Origin of the sequence: Hwangdonia sp. (assembly GCF_048381975.1) — a bacterium.
GTDB lineage: Bacteria > Bacteroidota > Bacteroidia > Flavobacteriales > Flavobacteriaceae > Hwangdonia > Hwangdonia seohaensis.
Window position 1 is genome coordinate 777852 of the sequence record NZ_JBLWYT010000001.1, and the last position, 26691, is coordinate 804542.

Annotated in this window: 18 protein-coding genes; 5 read left to right on the forward strand and 13 right to left on the reverse strand. The window is 38.1% G+C overall.

What is annotated here, in order from left to right; translation table 11 throughout:
* Positions 1-34 precede the first annotated feature (34 nt).
* Positions 35-712, forward strand: a complete 678-nt coding sequence (locus tag ACN5J7_RS03425) for a Crp/Fnr family transcriptional regulator (protein ID WP_311939646.1) — start codon at positions 35-37, stop codon at positions 710-712.
* 35 nt (positions 713-747) lie between these two features.
* Here the strand turns inward: ACN5J7_RS03425 and ACN5J7_RS03430 are convergent, their stop codons facing one another.
* From ACN5J7_RS03430 to ACN5J7_RS03480, 11 genes are all read right to left on the reverse strand, one after another.
* Positions 748-2691, reverse strand: coding sequence for an alpha/beta fold hydrolase (locus tag ACN5J7_RS03430; RefSeq protein ID WP_418602738.1), 1944 nt, complete (start codon positions 2689-2691; stop codon positions 748-750).
* Between the two features lie 2 nt (positions 2692-2693).
* A complete protein-coding gene (locus ACN5J7_RS03435) occupies positions 2694-5912 on the reverse strand; it encodes a WD40/YVTN/BNR-like repeat-containing protein (protein ID WP_418602739.1) in 3219 nt (1072 codons plus the stop codon).
* Between the two features lie 71 nt (positions 5913-5983).
* Positions 5984-6532 carry a PepSY domain-containing protein gene (locus tag ACN5J7_RS03440; RefSeq protein ID WP_418602740.1) on the reverse strand — a complete coding sequence of 183 codons (549 nt, stop codon included), beginning with the start codon at positions 6530-6532 and terminating at the stop codon, positions 5984-5986.
* A 76-nt stretch (positions 6533-6608) separates the two neighbouring features.
* A complete protein-coding gene (locus ACN5J7_RS03445; protein WP_418602742.1) occupies positions 6609-7181 on the reverse strand; it encodes a YdeI/OmpD-associated family protein in 573 nt (190 codons plus the stop codon).
* 5 nt (positions 7182-7186) lie between these two features.
* Complete coding sequence (locus tag ACN5J7_RS03450; RefSeq protein ID WP_418602744.1) at positions 7187-8839, reverse strand: M1 family metallopeptidase; 1653 nt, start codon at positions 8837-8839, stop codon at positions 7187-7189.
* Between the two features lie 47 nt (positions 8840-8886).
* Positions 8887-10221, reverse strand: coding sequence for a M28 family peptidase (locus ACN5J7_RS03455; RefSeq protein WP_418602745.1), 1335 nt, complete (start codon positions 10219-10221; stop codon positions 8887-8889).
* A gap of 34 nt (positions 10222-10255) precedes the next feature.
* Positions 10256-10999: a nuclear transport factor 2 family protein gene (locus tag ACN5J7_RS03460; protein ID WP_418602747.1), complete on the reverse strand. Its 744-nt coding sequence runs from the start codon at positions 10997-10999 to the stop codon at positions 10256-10258.
* A gap of 107 nt (positions 11000-11106) precedes the next feature.
* The gene (locus ACN5J7_RS03465) at positions 11107-12909 is read right to left on the reverse strand and encodes an acyl-CoA dehydrogenase family protein (protein WP_418602749.1); all 1803 of its coding nucleotides are present in this window, start codon (positions 12907-12909) and stop codon (positions 11107-11109) included.
* 105 nt (positions 12910-13014) lie between these two features.
* Complete coding sequence (locus tag ACN5J7_RS03470; RefSeq protein ID WP_418602751.1) at positions 13015-14205, reverse strand: acetyl-CoA C-acyltransferase; 1191 nt, start codon at positions 14203-14205, stop codon at positions 13015-13017.
* A gap of 117 nt (positions 14206-14322) precedes the next feature.
* On the reverse strand, positions 14323-16731 hold the full coding sequence (locus ACN5J7_RS03475) for a 3-hydroxyacyl-CoA dehydrogenase/enoyl-CoA hydratase family protein (RefSeq protein WP_418602752.1): 2409 nt from the start codon (positions 16729-16731) through the stop codon (positions 14323-14325).
* Between the two features lie 10 nt (positions 16732-16741).
* Positions 16742-17191 (reverse strand): MarR family winged helix-turn-helix transcriptional regulator, encoded by a 450-nt coding sequence (locus ACN5J7_RS03480; protein WP_418602754.1) that lies wholly within the window; start codon positions 17189-17191, stop codon positions 16742-16744.
* 152 nt (positions 17192-17343) lie between these two features.
* Between ACN5J7_RS03480 and ACN5J7_RS03485 the strand changes: the two genes are divergently transcribed.
* Complete coding sequence (locus ACN5J7_RS03485; RefSeq protein ID WP_418602755.1) at positions 17344-18363, forward strand: glycosyl hydrolase family 18 protein; 1020 nt, start codon at positions 17344-17346, stop codon at positions 18361-18363.
* A 21-nt stretch (positions 18364-18384) separates the two neighbouring features.
* Here the strand turns inward: ACN5J7_RS03485 and ACN5J7_RS03490 are convergent, their stop codons facing one another.
* Positions 18385-20154 (reverse strand): AMP-dependent synthetase/ligase, encoded by a 1770-nt coding sequence (locus tag ACN5J7_RS03490; protein ID WP_418602756.1) that lies wholly within the window; start codon positions 20152-20154, stop codon positions 18385-18387.
* A gap of 452 nt (positions 20155-20606) precedes the next feature.
* On the opposite strand from ACN5J7_RS03490, the gene pflB reads away from it, so the two are divergent.
* The 3 genes from pflB (at position 20607) to ACN5J7_RS03505 (ending at position 24965) form a co-directional block, all read left to right on the forward strand.
* Positions 20607-22832, forward strand: coding sequence for a formate C-acetyltransferase (gene pflB / locus ACN5J7_RS03495; protein WP_418602757.1), 2226 nt, complete (start codon positions 20607-20609; stop codon positions 22830-22832).
* A 114-nt stretch (positions 22833-22946) separates the two neighbouring features.
* Positions 22947-23660, forward strand: coding sequence for a pyruvate formate-lyase-activating protein (gene pflA, locus ACN5J7_RS03500; RefSeq protein WP_418602835.1), 714 nt, complete (start codon positions 22947-22949; stop codon positions 23658-23660).
* Positions 23661-23696: 36 nt separating this feature from the next.
* Positions 23697-24965 (forward strand): OFA family MFS transporter, encoded by a 1269-nt coding sequence (locus ACN5J7_RS03505; RefSeq protein ID WP_418602758.1) that lies wholly within the window; start codon positions 23697-23699, stop codon positions 24963-24965.
* Between the two features lie 154 nt (positions 24966-25119).
* On the opposite strand, the gene ACN5J7_RS03510 is transcribed toward ACN5J7_RS03505, so the two are convergent.
* Positions 25120-26685: a sulfatase gene (locus ACN5J7_RS03510; protein ID WP_418602760.1), complete on the reverse strand. Its 1566-nt coding sequence runs from the start codon at positions 26683-26685 to the stop codon at positions 25120-25122.
* Positions 26686-26691: the final 6 nt, after the last annotated feature.

The following is a 26691-nucleotide window of genomic DNA, read 5'->3' on the forward strand; positions in this document are numbered from 1 at the left end:
TTGGTTATTTTTGCTAATCATTTAATTATTTGATATGAGTAAGTGCGAGCAATGTATTATTAAGCAGTTTAATTCTCTTAAAGCATTGACAACCGATGAGTTAATGCGAATTTCGGGTTGTAAAACGTCTATGTTTATTAAAAAAGGAGAAGTGATTTTTGAAGAAGGAGAAATGCTAAATGGCGTGTACTGTGTGAAGGATGGTATTTGTAAACTATCTAAACTAAGTGCCAACGGAAAGGACCAAATTGTAAAAATGGTTGTTAAAGGACAATTGTTGGGACAACGATCGCTTATATCTGATGAAAGCTCTAATTTGCAGGCTGTGGCCTTAAACGATATGGAAGTTTGTTTTATTCCGAAAAGCGAAATCATCAACGATTTAAAGAACAACTCGAAATTTTCGTTTGAAGTGTTAAAAGAAATGGCGAGTGATTTAAAAGAAGCGGATGACGTTATCGTTAATATGGCTCAAAAATCTGTGAGAGAACGATTGGCCGAAGCCTTAATTTATATTCACGATAGTTTTGGCACCAACCCCGATGGCTCGTTAAGCGTTTTGCTTTCCAGAGAAGATTTTGCCAACATTGTTGGTACAGCTACCGAATCTGCCATTCGGGTACTCTCTCAATTTAAAAAAGAAGGTTTGATATCCACTGTAGGCAAACAAATAAAAATCGAGGATATTGAAGCGTTAAAACGCGTAGAATAAAAAAACGCTCTGAAAATTTTCAGAGCGTTTTTGTTTTAGTTTGTTTCTGCTTCAATTTCCTTTGAAGGTATTTCGCCATCAATAGGCTCGTTTTCTTTCTTAAGATACGTATCTAAAAACTTAAGGATTCTGCTGTAAGCTTCAATCTGATTTTCTTTTTTAACAAAACCGTGGCCCTCATCTTCAAATAAAACATATTCTACGGGTACGCCGTTTTTACGAACACCTTCAACAATCTCGTCAGATTCTACTTGTAAAACCCTCGGGTCTTTTGCGCCTTGTAGCACAATTAATGGTTTGGTTACTTTATCGGTGTGGAATAAAGGCGAAATTCTATGTAATCTGATGGAATCTGCTGTATGCGGATTTCCCAATTCTTTATAAAGCGCATCTTTAAACGATTCCCACCACGGCGGAATACTTTTAAGCGTGCGCAACCAGTTTGTTACACCATATATATTAACACCCACGGCAAACTCATCTGGAGTGTAGGTTAATGCAGCCATCGTCATATAACCACCGTACGAACCTCCCATAATGCCAATTTTGCTGGCATCAATTTCCGGTTGGGCGGCTAACCAATTTTTACCTTCAACACAATCTTGTAAATCTTTTTCACCATGGTTTAAATCGTCCATTTGAAAAAAAGTTTTTCCATAACCACTGCTTCCGCGGTTGTTTACGGCAAGTACAGCATAACCATGATTGACCAAATATTGCGTTAATGAGCTGAAATTTTGTCTGCTTTGGCCACCCGGACCTCCATGAACCAAAACCAAAGCGGGAACCTTATGGTCTGCCGATGCTTGGTGCGGTAAATAATAAATAGCCGGAATTTCTACACCATCAAAAGACTTATATCTTATCACTTTGGCTGTTACCAGATGGTTGGCATCAATGTCTTTGTTAAGTACATCGGTGATTTGATGCAGTTTTTTGGTTTCAAGATTATAGGTAAATAAATTTGACGGACTGTTTGAACCGCCAACATACATGCGCATCATGGTTTCGTCTCTGGAAAAACCAACGCTGGTAATGCTACCGTTTTTAAAATCGGGAAGTTCTAGGTTTTTACCGGTTGACATTTCCGTTATTTCTATGGTGTTTTTGGCATCTTCGTTTATAAAACTCACCATATATTTTTCGTTATGCGTAAAATAGATGCCGTTAATATCCCAAGATTTTTCCAATACTTTTTCTTTTTCACCGGTAGTGATATTGTATTTCATGACATACGAAAACTCCGAGCCATCGTCGGTTGTGTAATAAAGCGTTTCATTATCTAAAGTGAAATCCTGTACGGCATTTGAACTTTGGTTCTCGTTTATTTTTTTCAGCGATTTGGCGGTTCTGTTAAAAATAAAAATATCGCTATCGTTGGTGTTTATCGTTTTGCTTAGCGCGAATAAATTTTTGTCGCTTGAAATCGCATTGAGATTATAGCCTTCGTCGTTTTGATAAATTAATTTTGAAGACATGTCGCCAATATCCATTTCGTAAACATCCATAAAGCGTTTATCTCTTTTGTTAGAGCCGTAAGCAAAACTTTTACCGTCGTGTGCCCATCCGTAAAATAAAGCCCTTGCGCCTTCGTCGGGTGTAAGTTCCGTAATGGTTCCATCGGTATCGCGCATATAAATATGGTAAATTTCATCGCCATTGCCATCGGCTCTGTAAAGCATGCGCTCATCATTTGGGAAATATGAAATGGCAAAAACGGATGAAGAATCCGATGCTGTAATGGGTGTAAACTCACCACCGGTTGCAGGTACGGTGTACATGTTGTAAATACCAGACCGATTGCTGGAAACGAGTAATTTTGAATTGTTTGGAGAAAAACTCCCACCGCCAACAGCTTCGTTATCCATAAACTGTTCTATGGTGTATTGCTTTAAATTTAAAGCAACTTCTTTTGTTTCATTGTCTTTTTTACAGCCAACAAATAAAACTAAAAGGATTAGGCTTAGTAATTTATTCATAACTAATTTAATTTAAATGATTTAGTGGTTTTAAATGGTGATAAGTTAATGATTTCCATTGATTCTTTATAGGTTTTCCAATCGTCATTAAAAAAGGCATTGGTTTTATCCAGACCATCTTTTAAAGCGTTTTTGGCATGTTCGATTAATATATTTTCGGTTGAGGTTAGCCCATTTTGCCTCGACCTCACATAACCATTTGCCAAACGGATGCGCTGATTAATGTTAACTTCTGGATTACGCGTAATACCTTGGCGTTTATCTTCTTTCCCTAAAAATAAGGCAATTAAATCATCTATTTTTTTTATGATGTCGTTTGAAACTTTTATTTCATCTTTGTATGTTTCTTTATCTAGTTTTTTAAGCTCCGATTGATATTTTTTTGAAACATTTTTGCTTTCAACCAATTGCTTAACGGCATCTGCCATAAGTTGCGACAGACTTTCAACGGATTTGGAAGCCTTATAAATTTCGTCGATACTGCTTTGGGTTATGTTTAGGCGCGGATCGCTTTTTACAGTAATCATTTCCTCTGAAATTTGATCTCCAAACTGCATCACAATTTTGTAAACACCTGGTTTTACGTCTACACCACCATTTTCGTCATTACTTTTTCTAATGGTTCTCGACGGTCTGTCCGGACCTTTTTCATCCATATTCCAAGTCCATTTATGAATACCGGTTTCTTTCGGTGCTTTTTGTTTTAAAGTACGGATTAAACGATCGCCATTGTAAATTTTCATGGTTAACGAGTCCCATTTCACTTTAGTTTCGTCCTTTTCATCATTTTCAGTTAAATCATTTTCAGAGGAATCGCCATCTTCATCTTTTTTATCGGAAGCTTCTTTGTCATCAACGGTTATATAATAAGATATTTGTGCGCCGCTATTTCTGTTTTTCCCATGATAGAGCGCATCGGCACCAAATCGGCTTCCCGTGGGTTGTTGATAAGCAGCTTGATAGGCGATAGGTGGCGAGAAAAGTTCTAACTTTTTAGTTAAAACTTGTTTGTTTTTTGCCATGGATCGCAACGGGCGAATATCATCCAAAACCCAAGCAGCACGACCAAACGTGCCTATAATTAAATCGTGTTCGCGCGGATGGATTACCAAATCTTTTACTGAAACGGTTGGGAAACCTTCGGTCCATTTTGTCCATGTTTCTCCCGCATTAAGTGATAGGTATAAACCATCATCGGTACCTAAAAACATGAGGTTGGGTTCTTCAATATCTTCAACAATCGATAGTGTATAACTTTTAACATCGTTGGCATCAACAATACGCGACCATGTTTTACCGTAATCTTTGGTGCGGTAAGCATAAGGTGTGTAATTAAAACGCCTGTAATCATTAGCGATTAAAAGCGCTTCGCCTTTGTTTTTGTTTGAAGCTTTTATTTGCGGAATCCAACTTCCTGCGGGCAAACCTTTTATGTTTTTGGTGACTTCGGTATAGCTTTGTCCGCCATTTTGGGTAATGTGTACACGACCATCATCTGTACCAATCCAAAGCATATCTTTTTCAATAGGCGATGGTTCAATCACTAAAATGGTACAGTGGTTTTCGGCACCGGTGGCATCCATGGTCAATCCGCCACTTTCACTCTGTTTTAGTTTTTCAGGGTCGTTGGTGGTTAAATCGTCTGAAATGAGTTTCCACGTTAACCCTTTATCCGTTGATTTGTGAACAAATTGACTCCCGAAGTATAAGGTGTTATTATCAAAAGGGTCTATATTTATGGCCGCATTCCAATTAAATCGAAGTTTTACATCGGCATCGGGATGCGTTGGTTTTACAACGTAATTATTGCCTGTTTGCCAATCGTATCTAATAACATTTCCTTGCTGGTACATCGACCAGCCAAACCGTGAATCTTCTTTATCCGGCACCACATCAAAACCATCGCCAAAACTAATTTCTTGCCAATAGCTGTTGCGAATACCTTGCGCTTTCCACACATAAGCTGGCCCTCTCCACGAACCGTTATCCTGCATGCCACCGTAAACGTTGTACGGTATATCGTTATCTACATTAATATGGTAAAATTGAGCGACCGGCAAATTGCCAATGAAGCGCCACGATTTACCGCCATCCTTTGTAATGTTAAGTCCGCCATCATTCCCATCAATCATAAAATTACCGTTTTTAGGATGAATCCACCACGCGTGATGGTCTGGATGCACGCCATTATCAACATTGTAAGCAGGCATGAGCTGCGTGAAGTTCTTGCCGCCATCTTCTGAAACATTAACGTATGTGTAAATGGAATACACACGATTTTCGTTTTGCGGGTCGACATAAATTTCAGAATAGTAAAACGGACGATCGCCAATATCGTCTTTATCGTTTATTTTTTTCCATTTAAAACCGCCATCTTCACTTTTGTAAAGCGCATTTTTTTTGGCTTCAACCAAAGCGTAAACGATATGGGGTTTGTTTGCGGCTATGGCAATGCCCATACGTCCTAAGTTTCCTTTGGGCAAACCGTCTTCGTCTGTGATTTTTTTCCAAGTTTTTCCGCCATCATGCGTCATGTGCAAGCCAGAACCTTCGCCACCCGAATTAAAAAACCAAGGGTCGCGTTTGTGTTCCCAAAGGGCTGCAATCAATTTATTGGGATTTGTAGGATCCATTACCAAATCTGCAGCACCGGTTTTGTTGTTTGTAAAAAGGATTTTATTCCAAGTTTCGCCGCCATCGGTAGTTTTAAAAACACCGCGTTCGGGATGTTCGCCCCACGGCGAGCCAATTGCGGCAACATAAACCGTATTCGGGTTTGTGGGGTCGATAATAACGCGATGAATATGGCGCGTATTCTCTAAACCCATAGAGGTCCAAGATTTGCCGGCATCGAGCGAACGATAAATGCCATAACCGCCGTTTAGGCTATTTCGCGGGTTTCCCTCACCGGTTCCCACCCAAATTACACTCGGATTGGATTGTTGAATGGCCACAGCCCCAATGGAAGCCGTTACTTCGTTATCAAAAATTGGATTCCAAGTAATGCCGCCGGAAGTTGATTTCCAAAGACCGCCAGAAGCGGTACCAACATACATAATGTCTGGGTTTTTGTGAACCACATCAATGGCGGTAACACGACCGGACATGCCACCAGGACCAATGTTTCTTGGTGCCATGTTTTTAACCAAATCCATGGAGAATTCTTGGGCAGTAAAAATAGTAACGCACAATAGCATCACTACAGTTATGAGTTTTTTCATAATATAGTTAAGTTAGTTAATTGAAGTTTTAAAGTTAAGAAAAACGAACTGTATATGTTTTAAACTTATTTTTAGCTCTTTATTTTTTTTATTTGACGGGGTTTGAGCCATAACCAAAAACCACTAAAAGACAGCAGTATTAGCGCCAATGAGGTTGCCGACGAATAAAAAAGTTTTACTGGTTTGGATTGGTTTTTAAACAGATAATCTAAAATAGAGCCATCATGAATCATCTCGATGATATCTGCTGTCCGTTGTTTTTCAGAAATAATTTGACCCGAGTAGCAGTCTATTTGTAATTCCGTAAAATGATTTTCAAAACGTACTTTAGCTGTGCCTTTATTGGGTCTGTAATCAATTCTGTTGATTTCAGACGATAGATTCATTTTTTCAATATATGCAACCGCATTGTTTTTAATGACATCTAAAGAAATTAAATCCCGATTATCGGCAATAGATTTTTGGGTGCTGGGTTTAAATTGAAGTTGGTCCTTCCAAGCAAGAAGCAAACCTGTAGCTCCCATTATAAACATAAACACAACAAACGGTACCGCAACAAACCGATGCAGTTTTCGGTAAATTCTAGATTGTTTTGCTAATGTTTTGGTTTTTGCTTTCAAAAAAACAGGAGATTTCAAGCTGCCGAAAATAAGAAATTAAAACACGTTTATTCTTAAAGAGTTGTTAAGAAACTTATTACCATCCGCCTCTATCTTTAATATTTGATTCACAAAGTCGTATAATTTCTGCAATACGTTTTTCTCTTGTGGCCTCTCTTTTCGCTTGGTTTAACCAATACAAATACCCTTTTCTGTAAGACGGTGCAAAGTTTTTGTAATGGTTAAACGCTTTTTTGTTTTTATTGAATGCGTTTTGAAGTTCTTTTGGAATCACCTCATTTTCAACATCATCTAAAGCCGTCCATGACCCATTTTGTTTTGCGATTTTAATTATTTCAAGACCGCTTTGATGCATTAAATTTGAAGCCTTTAATTCAATAATATATCTTTTGTTTAAAGCGCTCCACACACTTTTTTGGTTTCGCGGTGTAAAGTATTGCCGCCGTTTTCCGTTGCCCAAACTTTTTACGGTTGAGTCGATCCAACCATAACAAAGTGCCACTTTTACGGCGTCTTCCCACCGCATTGAAGCTTCTTTGTTTTCAACTTTATAAAAAATAAGATACACGCCTTTTACCGTGCTATGGTTTTGGTGTAACCATTCGCGCCATTCGATATCGGTTTTAAAATAAAGCTCGGGGAGTTCCATAGAGATTAAAGCTTTTTTGCTTCAACGTAAAAATTTCTATTCACAATTAAAGACGGGTTATTAGTCTTTAAAGGCATCGTTTTCCAATCTGCTTTCGGAAACAGCCATTGCGCATCATTTTCTATTTCAACTTGAATGGGCATGTCAAAACCATCAACAATATTGGTCCAACGGTATTTTAAGGTTTTATCTTCAATGGTATATTCCAAAGTCGGAATTAATGTAGTTCGTAGATACTGATTAAAAAATTCGGTTAAATCAATACCGGTTTCTTTCGATAGAAAATCTTCTATTTGTTGCGTGGTTACCGTTTGATGATAAAACTCTACGTTCATTTTACGTAAAATATGACGCCATTTTTCATCATCTTCAATAAGTTGGCGCAAGGTATGCAACATGTTGGCGCCTTTGTAATACATGTCTGTGCCCGATCCTTTTTTATTTACACCGTAATACTTCCCAACAATGGGTTTGTCGTTAACAATTTTTTTTCGGGTGCCGATAACGTAATCTGCCGAGGCTTCTTTTCCGTAATAATAATCCAGAAACAGGTTTTCGGAATAGGATGTAAAACTTTCGTGAATCCACATATCGGCAACATCTTTATTGGTAATGCTATTGGCAAACCATTCGTGGCCGGCTTCGTGGATAATGATAAAATCGAATTTTAAACCCCAACCGGTTCCCGATAAATCGTTGCCCAAATACCCTTTTTTGTACTGATTGCCGTAGGTTACAGAGCTTTGGTGTTCCATACCCAAATACGGTACTTCAACCAGTTTAAAGCTATCGGCATAAAACGGATATTGCCCAAACCAGTGCTCGAAGGCTTCCATCATTTTCGGGGCATCTTTAAAATGTACTTGGGCTTTTTCAAGGTTATCGCGCAATACGTAATAATCCATGTCTAAATTTCCTGCCATGCCATCGTAAACTTCGGAAAAGTTAACGTAATCGCCAATATTCATATTAACACCGTAATTATTGATAGGGTTTTTTACAAACCAATGGAAGGTTTTGGTATCGCCAATGCGCTCAACAAGTCGTAACCTGCCGTTAGACACGTTCATTAAATCTTTTGGTACGTTCACGCTGATGAGCATGCTATCCACTTCATCGTACATGTGGTCTTTATTTGGCCACCAAACACTCGCGCCCAAACCTTGGCAGGATGTGGCTATAAAATGGTTGCCATTAGTATCTTTTTTCCAAGATACACCACCATCCCAAGGCGCACGAATAGCTTCCCTTGGTACGCCTTCGTAATACACGGTTACATTATTAATATCGCCTATGTTTTGATTGTCGATTAGTGTGATAAAATGCGCGTTTCCGTCGTGTTTTATGTTTAAATCTTTTCCGTTTTGAGTAGCTTTTGTGAGTTTTAAAGGCGGTTGCAAATCGATTTGCATCACGGTATGATTCTCCAAAACTTTATATTGAACGGTATTTTTTCCTTTAATGGATTTTTCTTCCGGATTTACTTTTATATCCAAATGATAATAGGTTAAATCCCACCAAGAACGTTCGGGTGTAATGCTTCCGCGTAAGGTATCTTGCCTTGTAAATTGATGTTTTTCTAAAGATATGTCTTGTGCTTCAACTGAAACAAACGGAAATATTAAAAAGATTATTAGTAATCGGAAGCCGTAATTCATGAGTTTAAATTTTGCTTAAAATTAATTAAAAAGAAGTTTAAACGAGTTCAATCTCTAAATATTTTGTTTGGAAAAACCACTGCGCTTTCAAAACCGTTTTCTCCAACGGAAGCGATACCAAAAAAGTAATTGTCAATAACTATCCCATTTAAAGTAAATTCTGAAACATCTCCAACATAGCGACTATGGTCCCAAGTAGGCGATGTGGTATCTCGCCAATAAATTTTATAACCTATGGCGCCATCAACCTTATCCCATTTAAACTTTACCGATGGCTGTACAATACCGCCAATGGCCACATTGTTTGGTTGTGGAGGTGCAGCGGCTAAACTCGCCATATTTATAGCGTTTACCGCAGTTAGTTTTTTGGCATACTCAAAATTAACATGCTCGATGACATCGCCATATTTTATGCCGTTTTCTTCGCGAATATCTTGATGTTGTTGGGTGTAGTTTTCGTGGGCTTCCATAATTCTACTACCGGCAAAACCCAAGTCGTTAAACGGCCTGTGATGTCCGCCACGGCCAAATCGATCCAATCGGTACACCATCATCGGGTTCATTTCCGGCATATAGGTTTTTGTGGTTTTATGAATGTAACGTGCTAATTGGCGTGAAATACCATCGACTTCGCCACCGTAAAAACGACGAGCATTTCTTTCAAGTTCGGTTTCGGTTGGAGGCGTGGGTTCAGAAAAAATTCTAAAGGTTCTATTGTCAATTACGCCATCAACGCCTTTGATGTTTCCAATCATATCGTTGTTTAAAACGCCAATAATATCCCAACCTTTTTCTTTCGCGTATTTTGCCAATCCAGCACCGCCAAAAAGCCCTTGTTCTTCGCCCGAAAGCCCAACATAAACAATACTGTTCTCAAATTTGTAATGTGATAAAACCCGAGCCGCTTCAATGGTGCCTGCCATACCAGAGGCATTGTCGTTTGCTCCGGGCGCATCGGTTGTAAAATCCATCGTGTCGCTGGCGCGCGAATCAATATCGCCACTCATAATAACATAGCGATTGGGGTATGTTGTGCCTTTTTGGATGGCCACAACATTAACCACCCAAGCATCGTGCGGCACGCGACGGTTCCCTTTTTTTGTTACAAAATCTTTTTGATAAAAAACCTCTAAACAATGGTTGCAATCTTTTGAAATGGATTCGAATTCAGATTTAATCCAACGTCTTGCTGCGCCAATACCACGTGTTTTGGAAAGGGTGTCGCTAAAGGTATTTCGTGTACCAAAATCGACTAGGGTTTGGATATCATTTTGAATGCGGTCTGCCGATACCGCATCAATAATGTCATAGATTTTGTGATGGGTTTGCGAAAAGGAGGCAAAGGTTAGAAGGCAAAGGCCCAAAGTGATTAGAATTTTCATATTAGTCTTTGGTGTAAATTAATTTTATAGGTGTTTATTGAATAAATGTTACTCTATATATTTTCTCGTTTTTAACTTCGTAAATGGCAACAGCGTAAAAAACATTGCCGTTGGCCATAACTTTTTCTTTATCAATTATTTTGTTGCCCAATACCATTCTGTTTACAATTTCGGCATTTAAATCGGAGGTTTTTGCAAACATCGATCCGTACTGTTTTTTAATCGCATCTTGTCCTTCTGAAATTAATTGGTCGGGGAATTTGTACAGTTTTATATTGTTTGAATAGGTGTTGACAAAAGCATCGATATCCCGTTTGTTGTAAGCTTCCAATTGTTTGTTGACAATGGCTTCCGGATTTGAGGTTGTTTTTGCGTTATTGATAAAGGTCATCGATTTTATCCCTTCTTTTTCGGTTTTGTAAATGGTAACATGCCTGTTGGTTGCATGGTTTACAGTGCTTAATTCTTCATCGATTACGATGTTGTTTAACACCATGCGGTTAAGCACTTTTACATTTGATTTCTTGTTTTTTTGAAAGAAATGGGCATAGTTTTCCTTTAATTTATCGCGTCCAAAATACATGGTGTCATTAGGAAATCGGCTCACTAAAACACCGTTGTCGAAAGCGTTACCAAATTCATCTAAATCTCTATTGTTAAAAGGCTCAATGTGTTTTTGAACCATGTTTTCAGATTGCTTTTCACTTAGTGATTTTGTATGGGTTTGCGAATAACCCGAAAGGGATAAAATGAATAAAATAAACAGATTTAGTTTCATTGTAATTGGATTGATGTTCTAAAGATAGTAAAATAAAAAAACGCTCAAGAAAATTAATTCTTAAGCGCTTTTCTCATTTGAGTTAGTCACACAATGTTTTTAGAATACTAAAAACAATATTTATTTTCAGTCTTTACTTTTTCAGCTATTTCGTTACGTAAATCTACGATATCCGGATAGTTCTGGTATTTTGTAAAGCGTTTAAGACCCATTAAAAGCATACGTTGTTCGTCACCTTCGGCAAACGAAATGATGCTTTCTTTTCCTTTTTCTTCAATAATGTCAACCGCATGATACAAATATAATTTAGACATAGCGATTTGAACAGATTGCGCTTCTTCGCCAAAGCGCTTTGCGTTTTTCTCTGTTCTTAAAATTGCAGATTCAGCCATATAAATTTCAATCAATATATCGGCGGCGGCAATTAATAATTGTTGGTGGTCTTCTAATTGCGAACCGTATTTTTGTACCGCTCCACCAGCAACCATTAAGAATGTTTTCTTAAGCTTTTTAATCATTTCTTTTTCTTCTGAAAACAACTCGGAATAATCCGGTGTTTCAAACGATGGTATGCCCATCAATTCTTCTTGTACAGCTTGCGCTGGCCCAAGTAAATCTACGTGTCCTTTCATGGCTTTTTTAACCAACATACCTACTGAAAGCATTCTGTTAATTTCGTTGGTGCCTTCGTAAATACGGGCGATACGGGCATCTCTCCAAGCAGCTTCCATTGGGGTTTCTTCTGAGAATCCCATGCCTCCAAAAATTTGAATGCCTTCATCTGCTGCATTTTGAACATCTTCGGAAACGGCAACTTTTAGTATGGAACATTCAATAGCGTATTCTTCAACACCCTTAAGCTCTGCTTCTTGATGTGTGTTTCCGGCCGATACTCGCAAAGCAATGCGGTCCTCAATATTTTTTGCGGCGCGATAAGTTGCCGATTCACCAGCATAGGCACTGGTAGCCATTTCAGCTAATTTTACCTTAATGGCACCAAACTCCGAAATAGGTGTTTTAAACTGTTTACGCTCATTAGCGTATTGTACAGCAGTTGTTAAGATTCTACGTTGCGAATCCAAGCAAGCGCCTGCCAATTTTATACGGCCAACATTTAGGGCATTCATTGCTATTTTAAAGCCTTCACCACGACCGGCCAGCATGTTTTCAACGGGTACAACCGTATCGTTGAAGAATACCTGACGCGTAGAAGAGGCACGAATACCTAATTTATGTTCTTCTTCGCCCATGGTAATGCCGTTGCTAGCATCATTTTCTACAATAAAACCTGTTATGTTTTTATCGTTTTCTATACGCGCAAAAACAATCATTAAACTACAAAATCCTGCGTTTGAAATCCACATTTTTTGTCCGTTGATTTTATAACTTTTACCATCTTCGGATAGGGTTGCTGTGGTTTTACCGGAATTGGCATCACTACCAGCTTCGGGTTCGGTTAAACAATAAGCGCCAAACCATTCTCCCGTAGCTAATTTAGGTACGTATTTTTGCTTTTGCTCCTCGGTGCCATAAAGCGTGATTGGCATGGTGCCAATACCAGTATGCGCTCCAAATGCGGTGCTAAAAGAACCTGTGCCACTAGAGATATAATCGCAAACCAATAGGGTGGATACAAAACCCATTTCCAGACCACCGTAAGCTTCGGGAACGGCAACACCCAGAAAACCGAGTTCTCCGGCCTTACGCATAACCTCTTCGGTTAAAGCAAAATCTTTTGCTTCAAAGCGTGGTTTGTGAGGAATAATTTCGCGGTCGTTAAATTCCATAACCGCTTCTTTCATCATGTTTTGTTCTTCCGAAAAATCTTCTGGCGTAAATACGTCTTCGCAGTTAGTTTCTTTTACTAAGAATTGTCCGCCTCTTAATAGGTCTTTTTCTTTTGCTTCCATTGTTATTTTTAGATTCTAGACAGCTAGACATTAGATTCTAGACTGTGTATTGTTGTTATAATATGTTTAATTAGTCTAGATTCTAGACTCTATTCGTCTATATTCTTAATTCAAAAATTCAAATATCCCACAAGCACCTTGACCGGTACCAACGCACATGGTTACAGCTCCGTATTTGCCTGACATGTTTCGTTTACGCATCTCATCAAAAAGCTGTACCGAGAGTTTTGCGCCTGTGCATCCAAGCGGGTGACCAAGTGCAATGGCACCACCGTTTACGTTAATGATATCCGAGTTTAAGTTTAACTCACGAATAACGGCTATAGATTGTGAAGCAAAGGCTTCGTTTAGTTCTATAAGTGCTAAATCGTCTTGTTTTAAACCAGCTAATTTCAATGCTTTTGGAATGGCTTTTACGGGGCCAATTCCCATAATCCGCGGTTCCACGCCTGCAGCGGCATAATTAACAAGTCTTGCTATGGGCTCAAGATTTAATTCCTTTACCATGTCTTCGCTCATAATCATTACAAATGCAGCACCATCACTCATTTGTGACGAATTTCCAGCTGTAACACTTCCGCCTTGTGCAAATACAGGTCGTAATTTTGCCAATGCTTCAAGACTAGTTCCTTTTCGTGGTCCTTCGTCTTTGGTAACCGTGTAAGATTTCGTGGCTTTTTTACCATTTTCGTCTAAATAGGTTTGCTCTACTTCAATAGGAACAATTTGGTCTTGAAAACGATCTTCGGCTTGCGCTCTTAGGGCTTTCATGTGTGAATTATATGCAAACTCATCTTGATCTTCACGAGACACCTTAAACTGATTGGCAACAGCTTCGGCCGTGTTTCCCATGCCCCAGTAATAATCTTCATGACCCGCTTTTACGGTATCGTAATTTAACTCTGGTTTAAAGCCTGTCATCGGAACAGCACTCATACTTTCTGCGCCACCTGCGATAATACAATCGGCCATACCAGCTTGAATTTTTGCGGTTGCAATACCAATAGTTTCAATGCCTGAAGCACAAAAACGATTTACTGTTACACCCGGAACATCCACACTATCTAATCCAATTAATGAGATAAATCGAGCCATGTTTAAACCTTGCGAACCTTCTGGCATTGCGTTACCAACAATAACATCGTCGATGCGTTTTGTATCGAAATCCGGTAGCTCTTTCATCATGTGCTGAATGGTTTCAGCAGCTAATTCGTCTGTTCTTTTAAAACGGAACACGCCTTTTGGTGCTTTGCCCACGGCGGTTCTGTATGCTTTTACTATATATGCTTGTTTCATAATAAGCCCCTACTAGCTTCCCCAAAAGGGAAGAAATTTTTACGGGTATTTTTATTTGTTATTCATTATTTTTCGAGCGTTATATCTCCTTCCCTTTGGGAAGGTTAGGATGGGCTTCTAATTTCTCAATGGTTTTCCTTTAGTTAACATGTGTTGAATCCTTTCCAGAGTTTTACGTTCAGTACATAAACTTAAAAAGGCTTCTCTTTCTAAATCCAAAAGGTATTGTTCGCTAACCAAAGTAGGTTCGGATAAATCGCCTCCAGCCATAACGTAGGCCAATTTATTAGCGATTTTTTTATCGTGCTCGCTAATGTAATTACTGTCTTCCATGGCATCGGTTCCTACTAAAAACATACCTAAAGCCTGTTTACCAAGTACTTTAACGTCAGTGCGTTTTACAGGCTGGGTGTAACCCATGTCTGCCATTAATTTCGCATGTTGTTTGGCAACCGCAATTTGGCGGTCTTTATTAACAACTACGATATCTTTTCCTTTTTGAAGAATGCCCAAATCGAAAGCTTCGTAAGCCGAAGTTGCCACTTTAGCCATACCAATAGTTAAGAAATATTCTTGTAACACATTTAATTGCACATCGCCTTTTCTAAAAGTATCTTGGGCCCTTAAAGCCATTTCTTTTGAGCCACCACCACCAGGGATGACACCAACTCCAAATTCAACCAATCCGATGTAGGTTTCGGCCGCAGCAACCACTTTATCGGCGTGCATCGATAACTCACAGCCGCCACCAAGTGCCATGCCATGAGGCGCGGCAACGGTTGGAATGGCAGAATAACGCATACGCATCATGGTGTCTTGGAAATATTTTATAGCCATGTTTAACTCGTCATATTCTTGTTCGGCAGCCATCATGAAAATCATGCCAATGTTTGCACCAACTGAGAAATTTGCAGCTTGATTACCAACTACCAATCCCGCAAAATCTTTTTCGGCTAAATCAATCGCTTTATTTAAACCGGCTAAAACATCGCCTCCAATGGTATTCATTTTCGATTGGAATTCTACATTTAAAATGCCGTCGCCCAAATCTTCAATAACAACGCCTGAGTTTTTAAAGACTTCATTCGATTTTCTGATGTTATCCAAAATAATAAATGCATCCTGACCAGGAATTTTTTCATGAGATCGCTTAGGAATATCATAGGCATAGGTTGCACCATTTTTTACTGTATAGAAAGAGGTGCACCCAGCGGCTAACATATTGTGAACCCATGTGTTGGGTTCAAGTCCTTCGGCTTTCATTAATTCAATGCCTTTTTCCAAACCAATGGCATCCCAAATTTGGAATGGACCATGTTCCCAGCCAAAACCAGCTTTCATGGCATCGTCGATTTTGTATAAATCATCCGTTATTTCTGGAATTCTGTTTGAAACGTAAGCGAATAATGCAGCAAAACTTTTACGGTAAAATTCGCCTGCTTTATCTTTTCCTTTTACTAGAATTTTAAAACGGTCAACAACCTTGTCTACGGTTTTAGTTAATTCTAAAGTGGCAAATTTTGCGCGTTTGGCTGAACGATATTCTAAGGTGTTCAAATCTAGTGATAGAATCTCTGAAGACCCATCGTCTTTTCTTACTTTTTTATAAAAACCTTGTCCGGTTTTGCTTCCTAACCATTTATTTTCCACCATTTTGTTGATGAAATCTGGTAATTCAAATAACTCTAAACGCTCATCTTTCGGACAGTTTTTCCTAATGCCGTTTGCCACATGAACCAAAGTGTCCAATCCCACAACATCAACCGTTCTGAAGGTTGCCGATTTTGGACGACCAATTACCGGCCCCGATAATTTATCGACTTCTTCAATAGTTAAATCTAAATCCTTAACAGCGTGAAATAGACTTTGAATACTGAAAATCCCAATTCGATTCCCAATAAATGCCGGCGTATCTTTAGCGATTACCGAAGTTTTTCCTAAGAATTGCTCTCCATAACCATTCAAGAATTCTAGCACAGACGCATCTGTTTTAGGCCCTGGAATGATCTCAAATAATTTCAGGTAACGCGCAGGGTTAAAAAAGTGTGTTCCGCAGAAATGCTTCTGAAAATCTTCACTTCGCCCTTCGCTCATGAATTTTATTGGAATTCCAGAGGTGTTCGAAGTAATTAACGTACCTGGCGTTCTGTGTTTTTCAAGCTTTTCGAAAACCTGTTGCTTAATATCCAAACGCTCAACCACAACCTCCATAATCCAATCTACCTTTGCAACTTTGGCAATGTCGTCTTCAAGGTTTCCCGTGGTAATTCGATTTTTAAAAGAAGGATGGTAAAGCGGTGCAGGTTTCGATTTTATGGAAGCCGCCAAGGCATCGTTAACTAATCGGTTTCTAACAATTTTATCCTCCAAAGTTAAGCCTTTGGCTTTTTCAATATCGGTAAGTTCTCTTGGAATAATGTCTAATAATAAAACATCAACGCCAATATTGGCAAAATGACAAGCGATACCGCTTCCCATAATACCTGAACCTATAATGGCTATTTTTTTTATTCTACGTTTGCTCATGGTGTTTTCTCTACTTATCGTTGTTTTGATTGTATATTTTTTTATTAGCTACCATCTCATTGATTAATTCGGCAACCTCATAAAAACTCTTTAGTTTTTCTTCACAAATATTTCCTTTAATGGCTTCGTTAAAGGTGAGGACCTTCTCTTTGGAATAGTCTCTTTTTTTTCTGCCAAACTCGGTTAAATGAATCAGTACGCTACGGCCGTCATTCGGATTTGATTTCCGTTCAATTAAACCACGAACTTCCATGGTTTTTAATATGCGCGATAAACTCGTAGCTTCCATTCCCATTTTAGGCCCCAAAGCGGTTGAAGGTGTCCCATCAACAGGGTCTATGCTCAATAATGTAAAGGCCACTGCCATGGTAGCATCAAACTTTGAGGCCTCTTCGTTGTACATTTTTTGAACAGTTAACCATGTGGTTCTTAACACGTAATCAATCGTTTTGTCTTTCATTTGAGAGTAGTTGGTGCTCAAATATATAAAAAATTTGTTATGCACGCATAATAAATTTGATAAAATTGAATACCAATCATAAAACCCAACTTCTAGTAATTTGTACCATAATATAATATCTTTGGTTTTTTACGCTGCCAAAACAAATTTGAATGAAAAATAGAATTTTACTTTTTTTTACCGTGCTTTTGTTTGTGGTGTCGTGCAGTAAAGACGATGTACCTAAAGAAGACGACCCGAAAACGGATGGCAGAACAGCGATGGTAGTGGGGTATTTGCCTTATTATAGGTTTGCTTTGAGTGATAAAATTGAATATTGTAAGCTTACCCATTTGAATTTGGCTTTTGCAAATCCTGATAAAGACGGGAATGTTATCATGGAATCGGTTACCCAAGTAGTTATGGATGCAAGACAGGCAAATCCAAATATAATTATTTGTGTTTCTTTGGCCGGTGGTGCTTTAACTGTTGAGCAAACCACAAATTGGTCCGATTTAATTGATATTCCTGCAAACCGACCTGCATTTATCTCAAATATTGTAAATTTTGTGTTGGATAACAATTTAGATGGTGTTGATGTAGATTTGGAGTGGAACCATGTAACTTCAGGTTACAGCGATTTTGTGATAGAATTGGATGCTGCTTTAAATGCACATAACAAATTAATTACCGCTGCTTTTCCACATACCCGATATAGCCATGTTACCGATGCTGCATTGCGGGTTTTTGATATGATCAATATCATGTCGTATGATGCCACAGGGCCGTGGTTGCCCTCATTCCCGGGGCAGCACAGTTCACTTAATTTTTCAAAAGAAGGGATTCGCTTTTGGAACAATACCGTAGGCATTTCTGCAGAAAAACTCACCCTAGGAGTTCCTTTTTATGGCTACAATTTTGTTAACGCTAACACCGTTAATGCCGTAACTTATAATCAAATGGTTAGAGATGATGTAAATAATGCTCATTTAGATCAAGTAGGAACCACGTTTTATAATGGGATCCCAACGATTAAATCTAAAGTTAATTTAGCCTATGACGAGGCTATTGGAGGCATAATGATTTGGGAACTTGGTCAAGATTCTTTTGACAATTATTCGCTGTTAAAAACCATTCACGATGAATACACCGCTTTAGGCGTAAAAACCAGCGGACTTTGTGGTAACAATTAAAGACAATAAGAGTTTAAAAAATTACGATCTATAAATTTTCTCAATCAAATCTTTATAAATTTCTTTAATTGCTTTTCGCTTCATTTTCATGGTTGGCGTTAAATGTCCACCATCAATGGTCCATAAATCTGGTGTAATTTCAAACTTCTTTATATGCTCCCATTTGCCAAAATGTTTGTTGGCATCGTCAATTTCTTCCTGAATACGATCGTGTAAAGTTTCGTTGGCAATAAGGTCTTTTGAGGAACTGAATTTAATGTTATGTCGTTTCGCCCATTCTTCAACAAACTCAAAATTAATTTGAATTAAAGCTGCCGGCATGCGTTCGCCTTCTCCAATTACCATAATTTGTTCAATAAATCGCGATTGTTTAAAACGATTTTCAATTAATGCCGGAGCCACGTATTTTCCGCCGGAGGTTTTAAACATTTCTTTTTTCCTATCGGTAATTTTTAAAAATCCTTCACTGTCCAATTCACCAATATCACCCGTATGAAAATAATCACCGGTCATAACACTTGCTGTTTTTTCGGCATCTTTATAATAGCCTAACATCACATTGGGCCCTTTAACCAAAATCTCTCCGTCTTTAGCTATCTTCACTTCAACATTATCAATCACTTTTCCAACGGTTCCAATTTTAAAACCGCTATCGCGTTGGTCGTTTACCGATATTACCGGCGATGTTTCGGTTAATCCATAACCTTCCATAATGGGCATTTCGGCAGCAGCAAATATGCGTGTTAACCGAGGTTGTAAGGCTGCACTACCGGAAACCATTAAATCTAAATTATTACCAAGACCTTCCTTCCATTTGCTGAAAATAAGTTTTCGGGCCAGTTTTAACTGTGTTTCGTACCACCAACCATTTTTTCCGTAGGGTTCGTATTTTAAACCGAGCTCTACCGCCCAAAAGAAAAGCATCTTTTTTATGCCCCATAAATCGGCACCCTTGGCTATAATCTTGTCGTAAACTTTCTCGTATAATCGCGGTACCGCCGTCATGACGTTGGGTTTAATTTCCTTAAGATTGTCGCCCATGGCCTCAATAGATTCGGCAAAATAAATCTCTACACCACAGTATTGGTATAAGTATAAAATCATACGTTCAAAAACGTGGCAAACCGGAAGAAAACTCAACGATTTCGATTCGCCGTAATCAAAGGGTACACGTTTTTCACTATCTAAAACATTTGAAACTAAATTGCTGTGCGACAACATTACGCCCTTAGGTTTTCCGGTGGTTCCGGACGTATAAATCAAGGTAGCCAAATCGTTGGATTTAACCGCTTTTTTTCTATCCTCAACTTCATTTTGGTTTATGTGATCTTCACCTAGCTTTAACACTTCGTTCCAATGGTTTTCGCCAGAAACCTCATCAAAAGTATACACGTTTTTAAGTTTGGTATTGGCTTTAATGGCGTTAAGTTTTTTAATGATTTCAGCATCCGATACAAAGCAATACTTAGCTTCAGAGTGATTTAAAATATACTCGTAATCTTCCGAACAAATCGTAGGATAAATGGGAACGTTTTGAGCGCCAATTTGCAAAATGCCAATATCCAATATATTCCATTCGGTGCGATTGGTGGACGAAATTACCGCAATTTTATCATTTGGTTTTACCCCTAATTTTAACAATCCTCTGCTAACCGTGTTCGCTTGATTTACGTATTCTTGAGATGAAATTGACTTCCACTCGCCATCGTATTTAGTGGTAAATGCCTTTTTTAAATTATATTTTTCTAATTGATAATATGGAAAATCGAAAATTCGTGTAATCTCTGTCATTTGCTATGTGTACTTAGTAGTCTCGCAAAGTAAGAAATTAAATGTGATTTTCAAATACACAAAGTAAATACCATATAAATGGGTTGACGGTTAAAATAAAAACCATGTTTTTGTCATAAACATATTTAATTTTTAGAAAAATCGAGAAAAGCTTAAAAAAATCGATATGATTTTTTAATTATTGCGAATAATGCATAAAAATCTTATACTTCTTATATTAAAAACAATGGAAATCGAGCTTCCGTTGAAGTAAGTTTTATGTTTGGATAAAAACACTGAAATTTTTGTTTTTTAAAGATATTTTTTCAAACGTTTTCGTAAATAAAAACGCTTAAACCACCTTGTTTTTAGGGCGTTTAATGACAAATGTCAGTTTTATAATTAACTGTGGTAGCTACCTTTGGATATTTAAAAGACACATAGATTTTACAACATATTAATAAAATAAAACAATGGAAGTAAAGCAATTTAAAAACGGGATTTGGACTGAAAAAGTCAACGTAAGAAATTTTGTTATAAATAATATTACGCCTTACCACGGCACGCACGAATTTTTGGTGGGACCAAGTGCAAGAACCCAAAAGTTATGGGAAGTTTGTAAAGCAGCCACCAAAGAAGAAAGACAAAACAATGGGGTACGCTGTGTGGACACCGAAACCATTTCAACAGTTAGCGCTTTTAATGCGGGTTATATCGATAAGGAAAACGAGGTGATTGTTGGCTTGCAAACCGATGAGCTACTTAAAAGAACTATGAAGCCTTTTGGTGGTTTTAAAGTGGTACAAAAAGCACTGGCTGAGCAAGGTGTAAAGCCCAATGAGGCCATAACCGAATTGTTTTCAAAATATGTTAAAACCCATAACGATGGTGTTTTTGATGCTTACACAACCGAGATTAAAAAATACCGCTCTTTAGGATTTTTAACAGGTTTGCCCGATAATTACGCACGTGGAAGAATTATTGGCGATTACCGTCGTGTGGCACTTTACGGCATCAACTTTTTAATTGAAGCCAAAAAAGAAGATTTAGAAAATATTACCGGCCCTATGACTGAAGCTGCAATTCGTTTACGCGAAGAGGTTTCAGAGCAAATAAGGGCTTTAAAAGAAATGATTGCCCTTGGCGCTAAATACAATTTGGATTTAGGGCGTCCAGCAGAAAACGCTAGAGAAGCGGTACAATGGACTTACATGGCGTATTTGGCAGCCGTAAAAGAGCAGGACGGTGCAGCCATGTCATTGGGTAATGTATCTACTTTCTTAGATATTTATATTGAAAACGATTTGCAAGACGGTGTAATTACCGAAGAAGAAGCCCAAGAATACATCGATCAATTTGTAATGAAATTACGCATGGTGCGCCATTTACGAATGGGCGCTTACGACGAGATATTCGCAGGCGACCCTACTTGGGTAACCGAAGCTATTGGTGGCATGTTTGAAGACGGCAGAACCAAAGTAACCAAAACATCGTTTCGTTTTTTAAACACATTATACAATTTAGGACCATCACCAGAACCAAATATGACGATTCTTTGGTCTGAAGATTTACCGCAAAACTTTAAGGATTACTGTGCCAAAGTATCGATTGACACGTCTTCAATTCAGTTTGAAAATGATGCATTAATGCGAAAAAGCAGAGGCTCTGATGATTACGGAATTGCCTGTTGTGTGTCGTATCAAGAATTAGGGAAATCCATTCAGTTCTTTGGAGCTCGTACCAATTTAGCCAAAACCTTATTGTTGGCTATAAATGGTGGTCGTTGCGAAGAAACCGGGGTGCAAATCGTAAACGGTATTGAGGCTTGCGACTGCGAGTATTTAGATTTCGATAAAGTCATGGCCAACTTTAAAATTGCCATGAAAGAAGTAGCACGTGTTTATAATGATTCCATGAACATTATTCACTACATGCACGATAAATACTATTACGAAAAAGCACAAATGGCTTTAATTGATACCAACCCCAACATCGATATTGCTTATGGTATTGCCGGTTTATCGATAGTGGCAGATTCACTTTCGGCCATAAAATATGCCAAGGTAAAACCCATTAGAGACGAAGATGGTTTAACGGTTGATTTTAAAGTTGAAGGCGAATTCCCTTGCTATGGTAATGATGACGATAGAGTAGATGCATTAGCAGCAACTGCGGTTGCCGATTTTAACAACGAATTAAAGCAACTACCGGTTTATAAAAACGCAGAGCCAACCATGTCTGTTTTAACCATTACATCAAATGTGTCTTATGGTAAAAAAACCGGGGCAACACCAGATGGAAGAGCTAAAGGTGTACCGTTTGCACCTGGGGCAAACCCAATGCACGGGCGCGATTCTAACGGAGCGATTGCATCGTTAAACTCGGTGGCCAAAATTGATTATGAAGATTCTCAAGACGGTATTTCAAACACCTTTTCCATTGTACCAAAATCTTTGGGCGCGGACAAAACCGATCAAATAGAGAATTTGGCAACTATTCTTGATGGTTATTTCTCAAGAAATGCACAACATGTTAATGTGAATGTCTTGAATAAGGAAACCTTATTGGATGCTATGGAGCACCCGGAAGAATATCCACAATTAACCATTCGTGTTTCTGGTTACGCTGTAAACTTTGTAAGATTGACCAAAGAGCAGCAACTTGAAGTTATTACACGTTCTTTTCACGAATCTATGTAGTTATTATTAATATTTTGAAAGCACCTGAATAATGGGTTAGTCAATTTTATTCAGGTGCTTAATTAAAACCTTAAAGTCATCAAAACAGCCGAAAACATATTAAGAGTACACTCCATCGAATCTTTCGGGACTCACGATGGCCCCGGAATACGCTTTATCGTATTCTTGCAAGGGTGCAAATTAAAGTGCTTGTATTGCCATAATCCAGATTCTATTGAAACCTCGGGAGGTAAAGAATATGATATTGAAGAGTTGGTGCAAATGGCGCTTAAAATGAAACCGTACTTCGGAAAAAAAGGCGGTGTTACCGTTTCTGGTGGCGAACCTTTATTGCAATCAAAAGCATTAATTCCTTTTTTTAAAAGATTGAAAGAAGAAGGCATCCACACCAATATTGATACCAATGGTAGAATATTAAATCATTTTTCAAAAGAATTATTAGACGATTATGCGGATTTAATCATGTTGGATATCAAGCACATGACGGAATCGGGTTATAAATACATCACCGGCAAACCTGTAAAGGAAATTGCTTTTAATCTAGCAAAGCACAGAGAAAATTCAGGTAAAAAAATGTGGTTGCGCTATGTTTTAATTCCGGAAATTACTAGTAACCCGGAAATTTTGCATGCTTTGGGGAATCATTTCAAAGATTATAAAACCATTGAGAAAATTGAAATTCAGCCGTATCATAAATTAGGTATCCATAAATGGGAAGCTTTGGGTTGGGATTACGAGCTTAAGGATGCTCGCGAAAACACCGAAGAAGAATTACAAGCGGCCCAAGACTTATTGAAAAATTATTTTAAAGAAGTAAAGATTAATTAAAAGTGTTTTAAAACGGACACTTAAATTGTAAAAATTATGCAAACACAAAAACTAAAAAACCGTTGGTTAATTGCTGCTTCGGCTGTTGGGATTCATATTTCAATTGGATCTGTTTATGCTTATTCGGTAATGACAAATCCCGTAAAAGATATTTTTGATGTTGATGGCAGCGTTATTAAATGGGCCTTTAAAATCGCCATTTTATTGTTAGGTTTATCCGCAGCATTTTTGGGGCGCTGGGTTGAAAAAGTTGGGCCAAGAATAAGTGGTACCACAGCAGGGATTTTTTATGGCGTAGGTATTTTAGGTTCTGGTTTAGCAGTTCAATTGGAATCTTTATGGCTGTTTTACCTCTGTTACGGCGTTATTGGCGGTATTGGTTTGGGTATTGGCTACATAACACCTGTTAGCACATTGGTAAAATGGTTTCCAGACAGACGTGGTTTGGCCACAGGAATGGCCATTATGGGGTTTGGTTTTGCGGCCTTAATTTTCGGCCCTGTTATGCAATCGCTATTTGATGCTGTTGGCGTATCCAATGCCTTTTATATTTTAGGAATTATTTATATGATTTTAATATTGTCTTCTGCCAGATATATTGAAAGACCGCCAGAAGGCTATTTACCGGACGGTTTTAAACCCGGTGAAGGTAAAACTATAAAAGCCGATATTTCTAACATTGATGCCAATGCTTCATTAAAGACTTCTCGTTTTTATTACATCTGGATAATGATGTTTATAAACATAGCATGTGGTATCGCCATCATATCGTCAGCAAGCCCAATGATGCAGGAAAAATTAAATTACACACCCATGGAAGCCGCAGCCATTGTTGGTTTAATAGGTGTATTTAATGGCGTAGGACGCATTTTGTGGTCTAGTCTTTCAGATTATTTAGGACGCGCAAACACTTATATTGTATTCTTCGCCTTCCAAATATTGGCGTTTTATTTCTTACCAAAAATTTCCATGGAATTAACATTCTTAGTCGTTTTGTTTACCGTAATTACCATGTATGGTGGCGGTTTTGCAACTTTACCGGCATTTTTGGGCGATTTATTTGGCACAAAACAATTAGGTGCAATCCACGGCATGGTATTAACAGCTTGGGCATTAGCTGGTGTTGTTGGCCCTACAATTTACGATTGGGTTAAAAACACAACAGGCTCATTGGATACCACTTTAGAGGTCTTTGCGGGCTTATTTATGATAGCCCTATTTGTTTCGCTATTAATGAAAAGGACAGTAAACAAAGCCTATAAGGTAATGGACCAAAAAATAGAAAAAAGCATAAAGTTTGTCTAAACTTTATTATTTATTTGAAGAGAAAAGCACTTTCATTTTTTTTGAAGGTGCTTTTTGTTTTTAATAGCGCTTAAAATTTATGCGTAATTAATCATAAAAATAGTTGAAAAACCTAAAGCTGAGCGTTCTCAAATTCCACTATAAAAAGCGGGTTTTATTTCCAATACGTTTTAAAAATATCTTGAAGCGGTTCATATTGCACATCGGTATCACCATAAGCTAGCCGCTGTTTTTTTAACTCAACTTTCATATCTTTTATGATTTCTGAATATGCTGAATCGTTATACGCATTGTAATTTTCATTAGGGTCATTTTCTAAATCATAAAATTCCCAGGCAGGTGTGGTGTTTTCTTTTGATGAACCTGTCATGTCTAAAGAATGGCCATAAAAAAGGGCTAGTTTGTATCGTTTATTTCTAATTCCAAAATGCGCAGGCCGAATTGTGTGATTGGTCCAATATCTGTAATAAGCCGATGCTCTCCAATTTTCAGGGGTTTCGCCTTTTAAGTTGTTGCGAAAACTTTGGCCTTGAAAGGATTTAGGTTTTTCAATACCCGCATAATCAGCAAACAATGCTGGAAAATCGATATTTAAAATAATATCGTCTAAACGTTTTCCTGCAGCAATTTCTTTGGGATACCTAATTACAAAAGGCATACGGAGCGATTCTTCATAAATTAAGCGTTTGTCAAAAAAACCGTGTTCGCCTAAAAAATAACCCTGATCTGCGGTATAAATTACTATGGTATTTTCGGCTAAACCTGAAGCTTCCAAATAATCTAAAAGCTTTCCAATATTATCATCAATGGCTGCCCCGGAACGCATAAAATCTTTAATAAACTTTTGATAGGTTGCTTTACGGGCAGATATGCTGTCCATTTCATTGGTGTAAAAAGGCAAACCGGGATATTTGCACCACCATTTTTCGGGATCGTTTGAGGCTTGTTCGTATCTCCATGCTAAATTCTCTAATTTTTGGCCAACAAAGCTCCGTCCGGTTGTTTTAGGCGAAAAGTCAAATAATGAAGCTGGTTCTGGAATTTCAACATCATTATACAAATTGTTATAACGTTCAGGAAAATCAAAAGGCTCGTGCGTTGCCTTAAAATGCGTCATAAGCATAAACGGTTTGTTTGGGTCTCTTCTGTCCAGCCAATCTGTGGATAATTGTGTAATCACATCGGTTGAAAACCCTTCGTGCACATCCCAGGCTTCAGGTGCTTTGTTAAAATTTTCAGCAGTTCTTAAAATAGGGTTCCAATACCGACCTTGGTCGTGCAAAATGTTGTAATAATCGAAGCCAGAAGGTTCTTTTTTTAAATGCCATTTACCAATAATGGCCGTTTGATAGCCGTTTTTGTTCAGCACTTTGGCAATGTTTAAACTATCGGGATTTAAGGCGTCACTTAGGGTGTAAACCCCATTTTTATTACTGAATTGTCCCGTAAGAATACTTGCTCTGCTTGGTACGCAAATGGAATTGGTGCAAAAGGCATTGTTTAAAACCACACCTTCTTCAGCCAATCGTTTAATGTTTTTGTTTTGAACATAATCCTGCAAAATACCACCATAAATGCCCCATGCTTGTGAGGTGTGATCATCCGACATGATGAACAGAATATTTGGTTTTGTTACGGTTTCTTTTTCTTCGGATTTACAGCTAAAGAGTAAAAATATTCCAATTAATGCTATCGTGATATGATGTGTGGTTTTTTGCATTTCTAT

Excerpts from the sequence above, each read along its gene's own strand:
- ACN5J7_RS03470 (WP_418602751.1), bottom strand. The coding sequence starts at position 14,205 with ATGAAACAAGCATATATAGTAAAAGCATACAGAACCGCCGTGGGCAAA.
- ACN5J7_RS03475 (WP_418602752.1), bottom strand. The coding sequence starts at position 16,731 with ATGAGCAAACGTAGAATAAAAAAAATAGCCATTATAGGTTCAGGTATT.
- ACN5J7_RS03455 (WP_418602745.1), bottom strand. The coding sequence starts at position 10,221 with ATGAAAATTCTAATCACTTTGGGCCTTTGCCTTCTAACCTTTGCCTCC.
- pflB (WP_418602757.1), top strand. The coding sequence starts at position 20,607 with ATGGAAGTAAAGCAATTTAAAAACGGGATTTGGACTGAAAAAGTCAAC.
- ACN5J7_RS03510 (WP_418602760.1), bottom strand. The coding sequence starts at position 26,685 with ATGCAAAAAACCACACATCATATCACGATAGCATTAATTGGAATATTT.
- ACN5J7_RS03505 (WP_418602758.1), top strand. The coding sequence starts at position 23,697 with ATGCAAACACAAAAACTAAAAAACCGTTGGTTAATTGCTGCTTCGGCT.
- ACN5J7_RS03450 (WP_418602744.1), bottom strand. The coding sequence starts at position 8,839 with ATGAATTACGGCTTCCGATTACTAATAATCTTTTTAATATTTCCGTTT.
- ACN5J7_RS03480 (WP_418602754.1), bottom strand. The coding sequence starts at position 17,191 with ATGAAAGACAAAACGATTGATTACGTGTTAAGAACCACATGGTTAACT.
- ACN5J7_RS03435 (WP_418602739.1), bottom strand. The coding sequence starts at position 5,912 with ATGAAAAAACTCATAACTGTAGTGATGCTATTGTGCGTTACTATTTTT.
- ACN5J7_RS03425 (WP_311939646.1), top strand. The coding sequence starts at position 35 with ATGAGTAAGTGCGAGCAATGTATTATTAAGCAGTTTAATTCTCTTAAA.
- ACN5J7_RS03445 (WP_418602742.1), bottom strand. The coding sequence starts at position 7,181 with ATGGAACTCCCCGAGCTTTATTTTAAAACCGATATCGAATGGCGCGAA.
- ACN5J7_RS03465 (WP_418602749.1), bottom strand. The coding sequence starts at position 12,909 with ATGGAAGCAAAAGAAAAAGACCTATTAAGAGGCGGACAATTCTTAGTA.
- ACN5J7_RS03485 (WP_418602755.1), top strand. The coding sequence starts at position 17,344 with ATGAAAAATAGAATTTTACTTTTTTTTACCGTGCTTTTGTTTGTGGTG.
- ACN5J7_RS03430 (WP_418602738.1), bottom strand. The coding sequence starts at position 2,691 with ATGAATAAATTACTAAGCCTAATCCTTTTAGTTTTATTTGTTGGCTGT.
- ACN5J7_RS03460 (WP_418602747.1), bottom strand. The coding sequence starts at position 10,999 with ATGAAACTAAATCTGTTTATTTTATTCATTTTATCCCTTTCGGGTTAT.
- ACN5J7_RS03490 (WP_418602756.1), bottom strand. The coding sequence starts at position 20,154 with ATGACAGAGATTACACGAATTTTCGATTTTCCATATTATCAATTAGAA.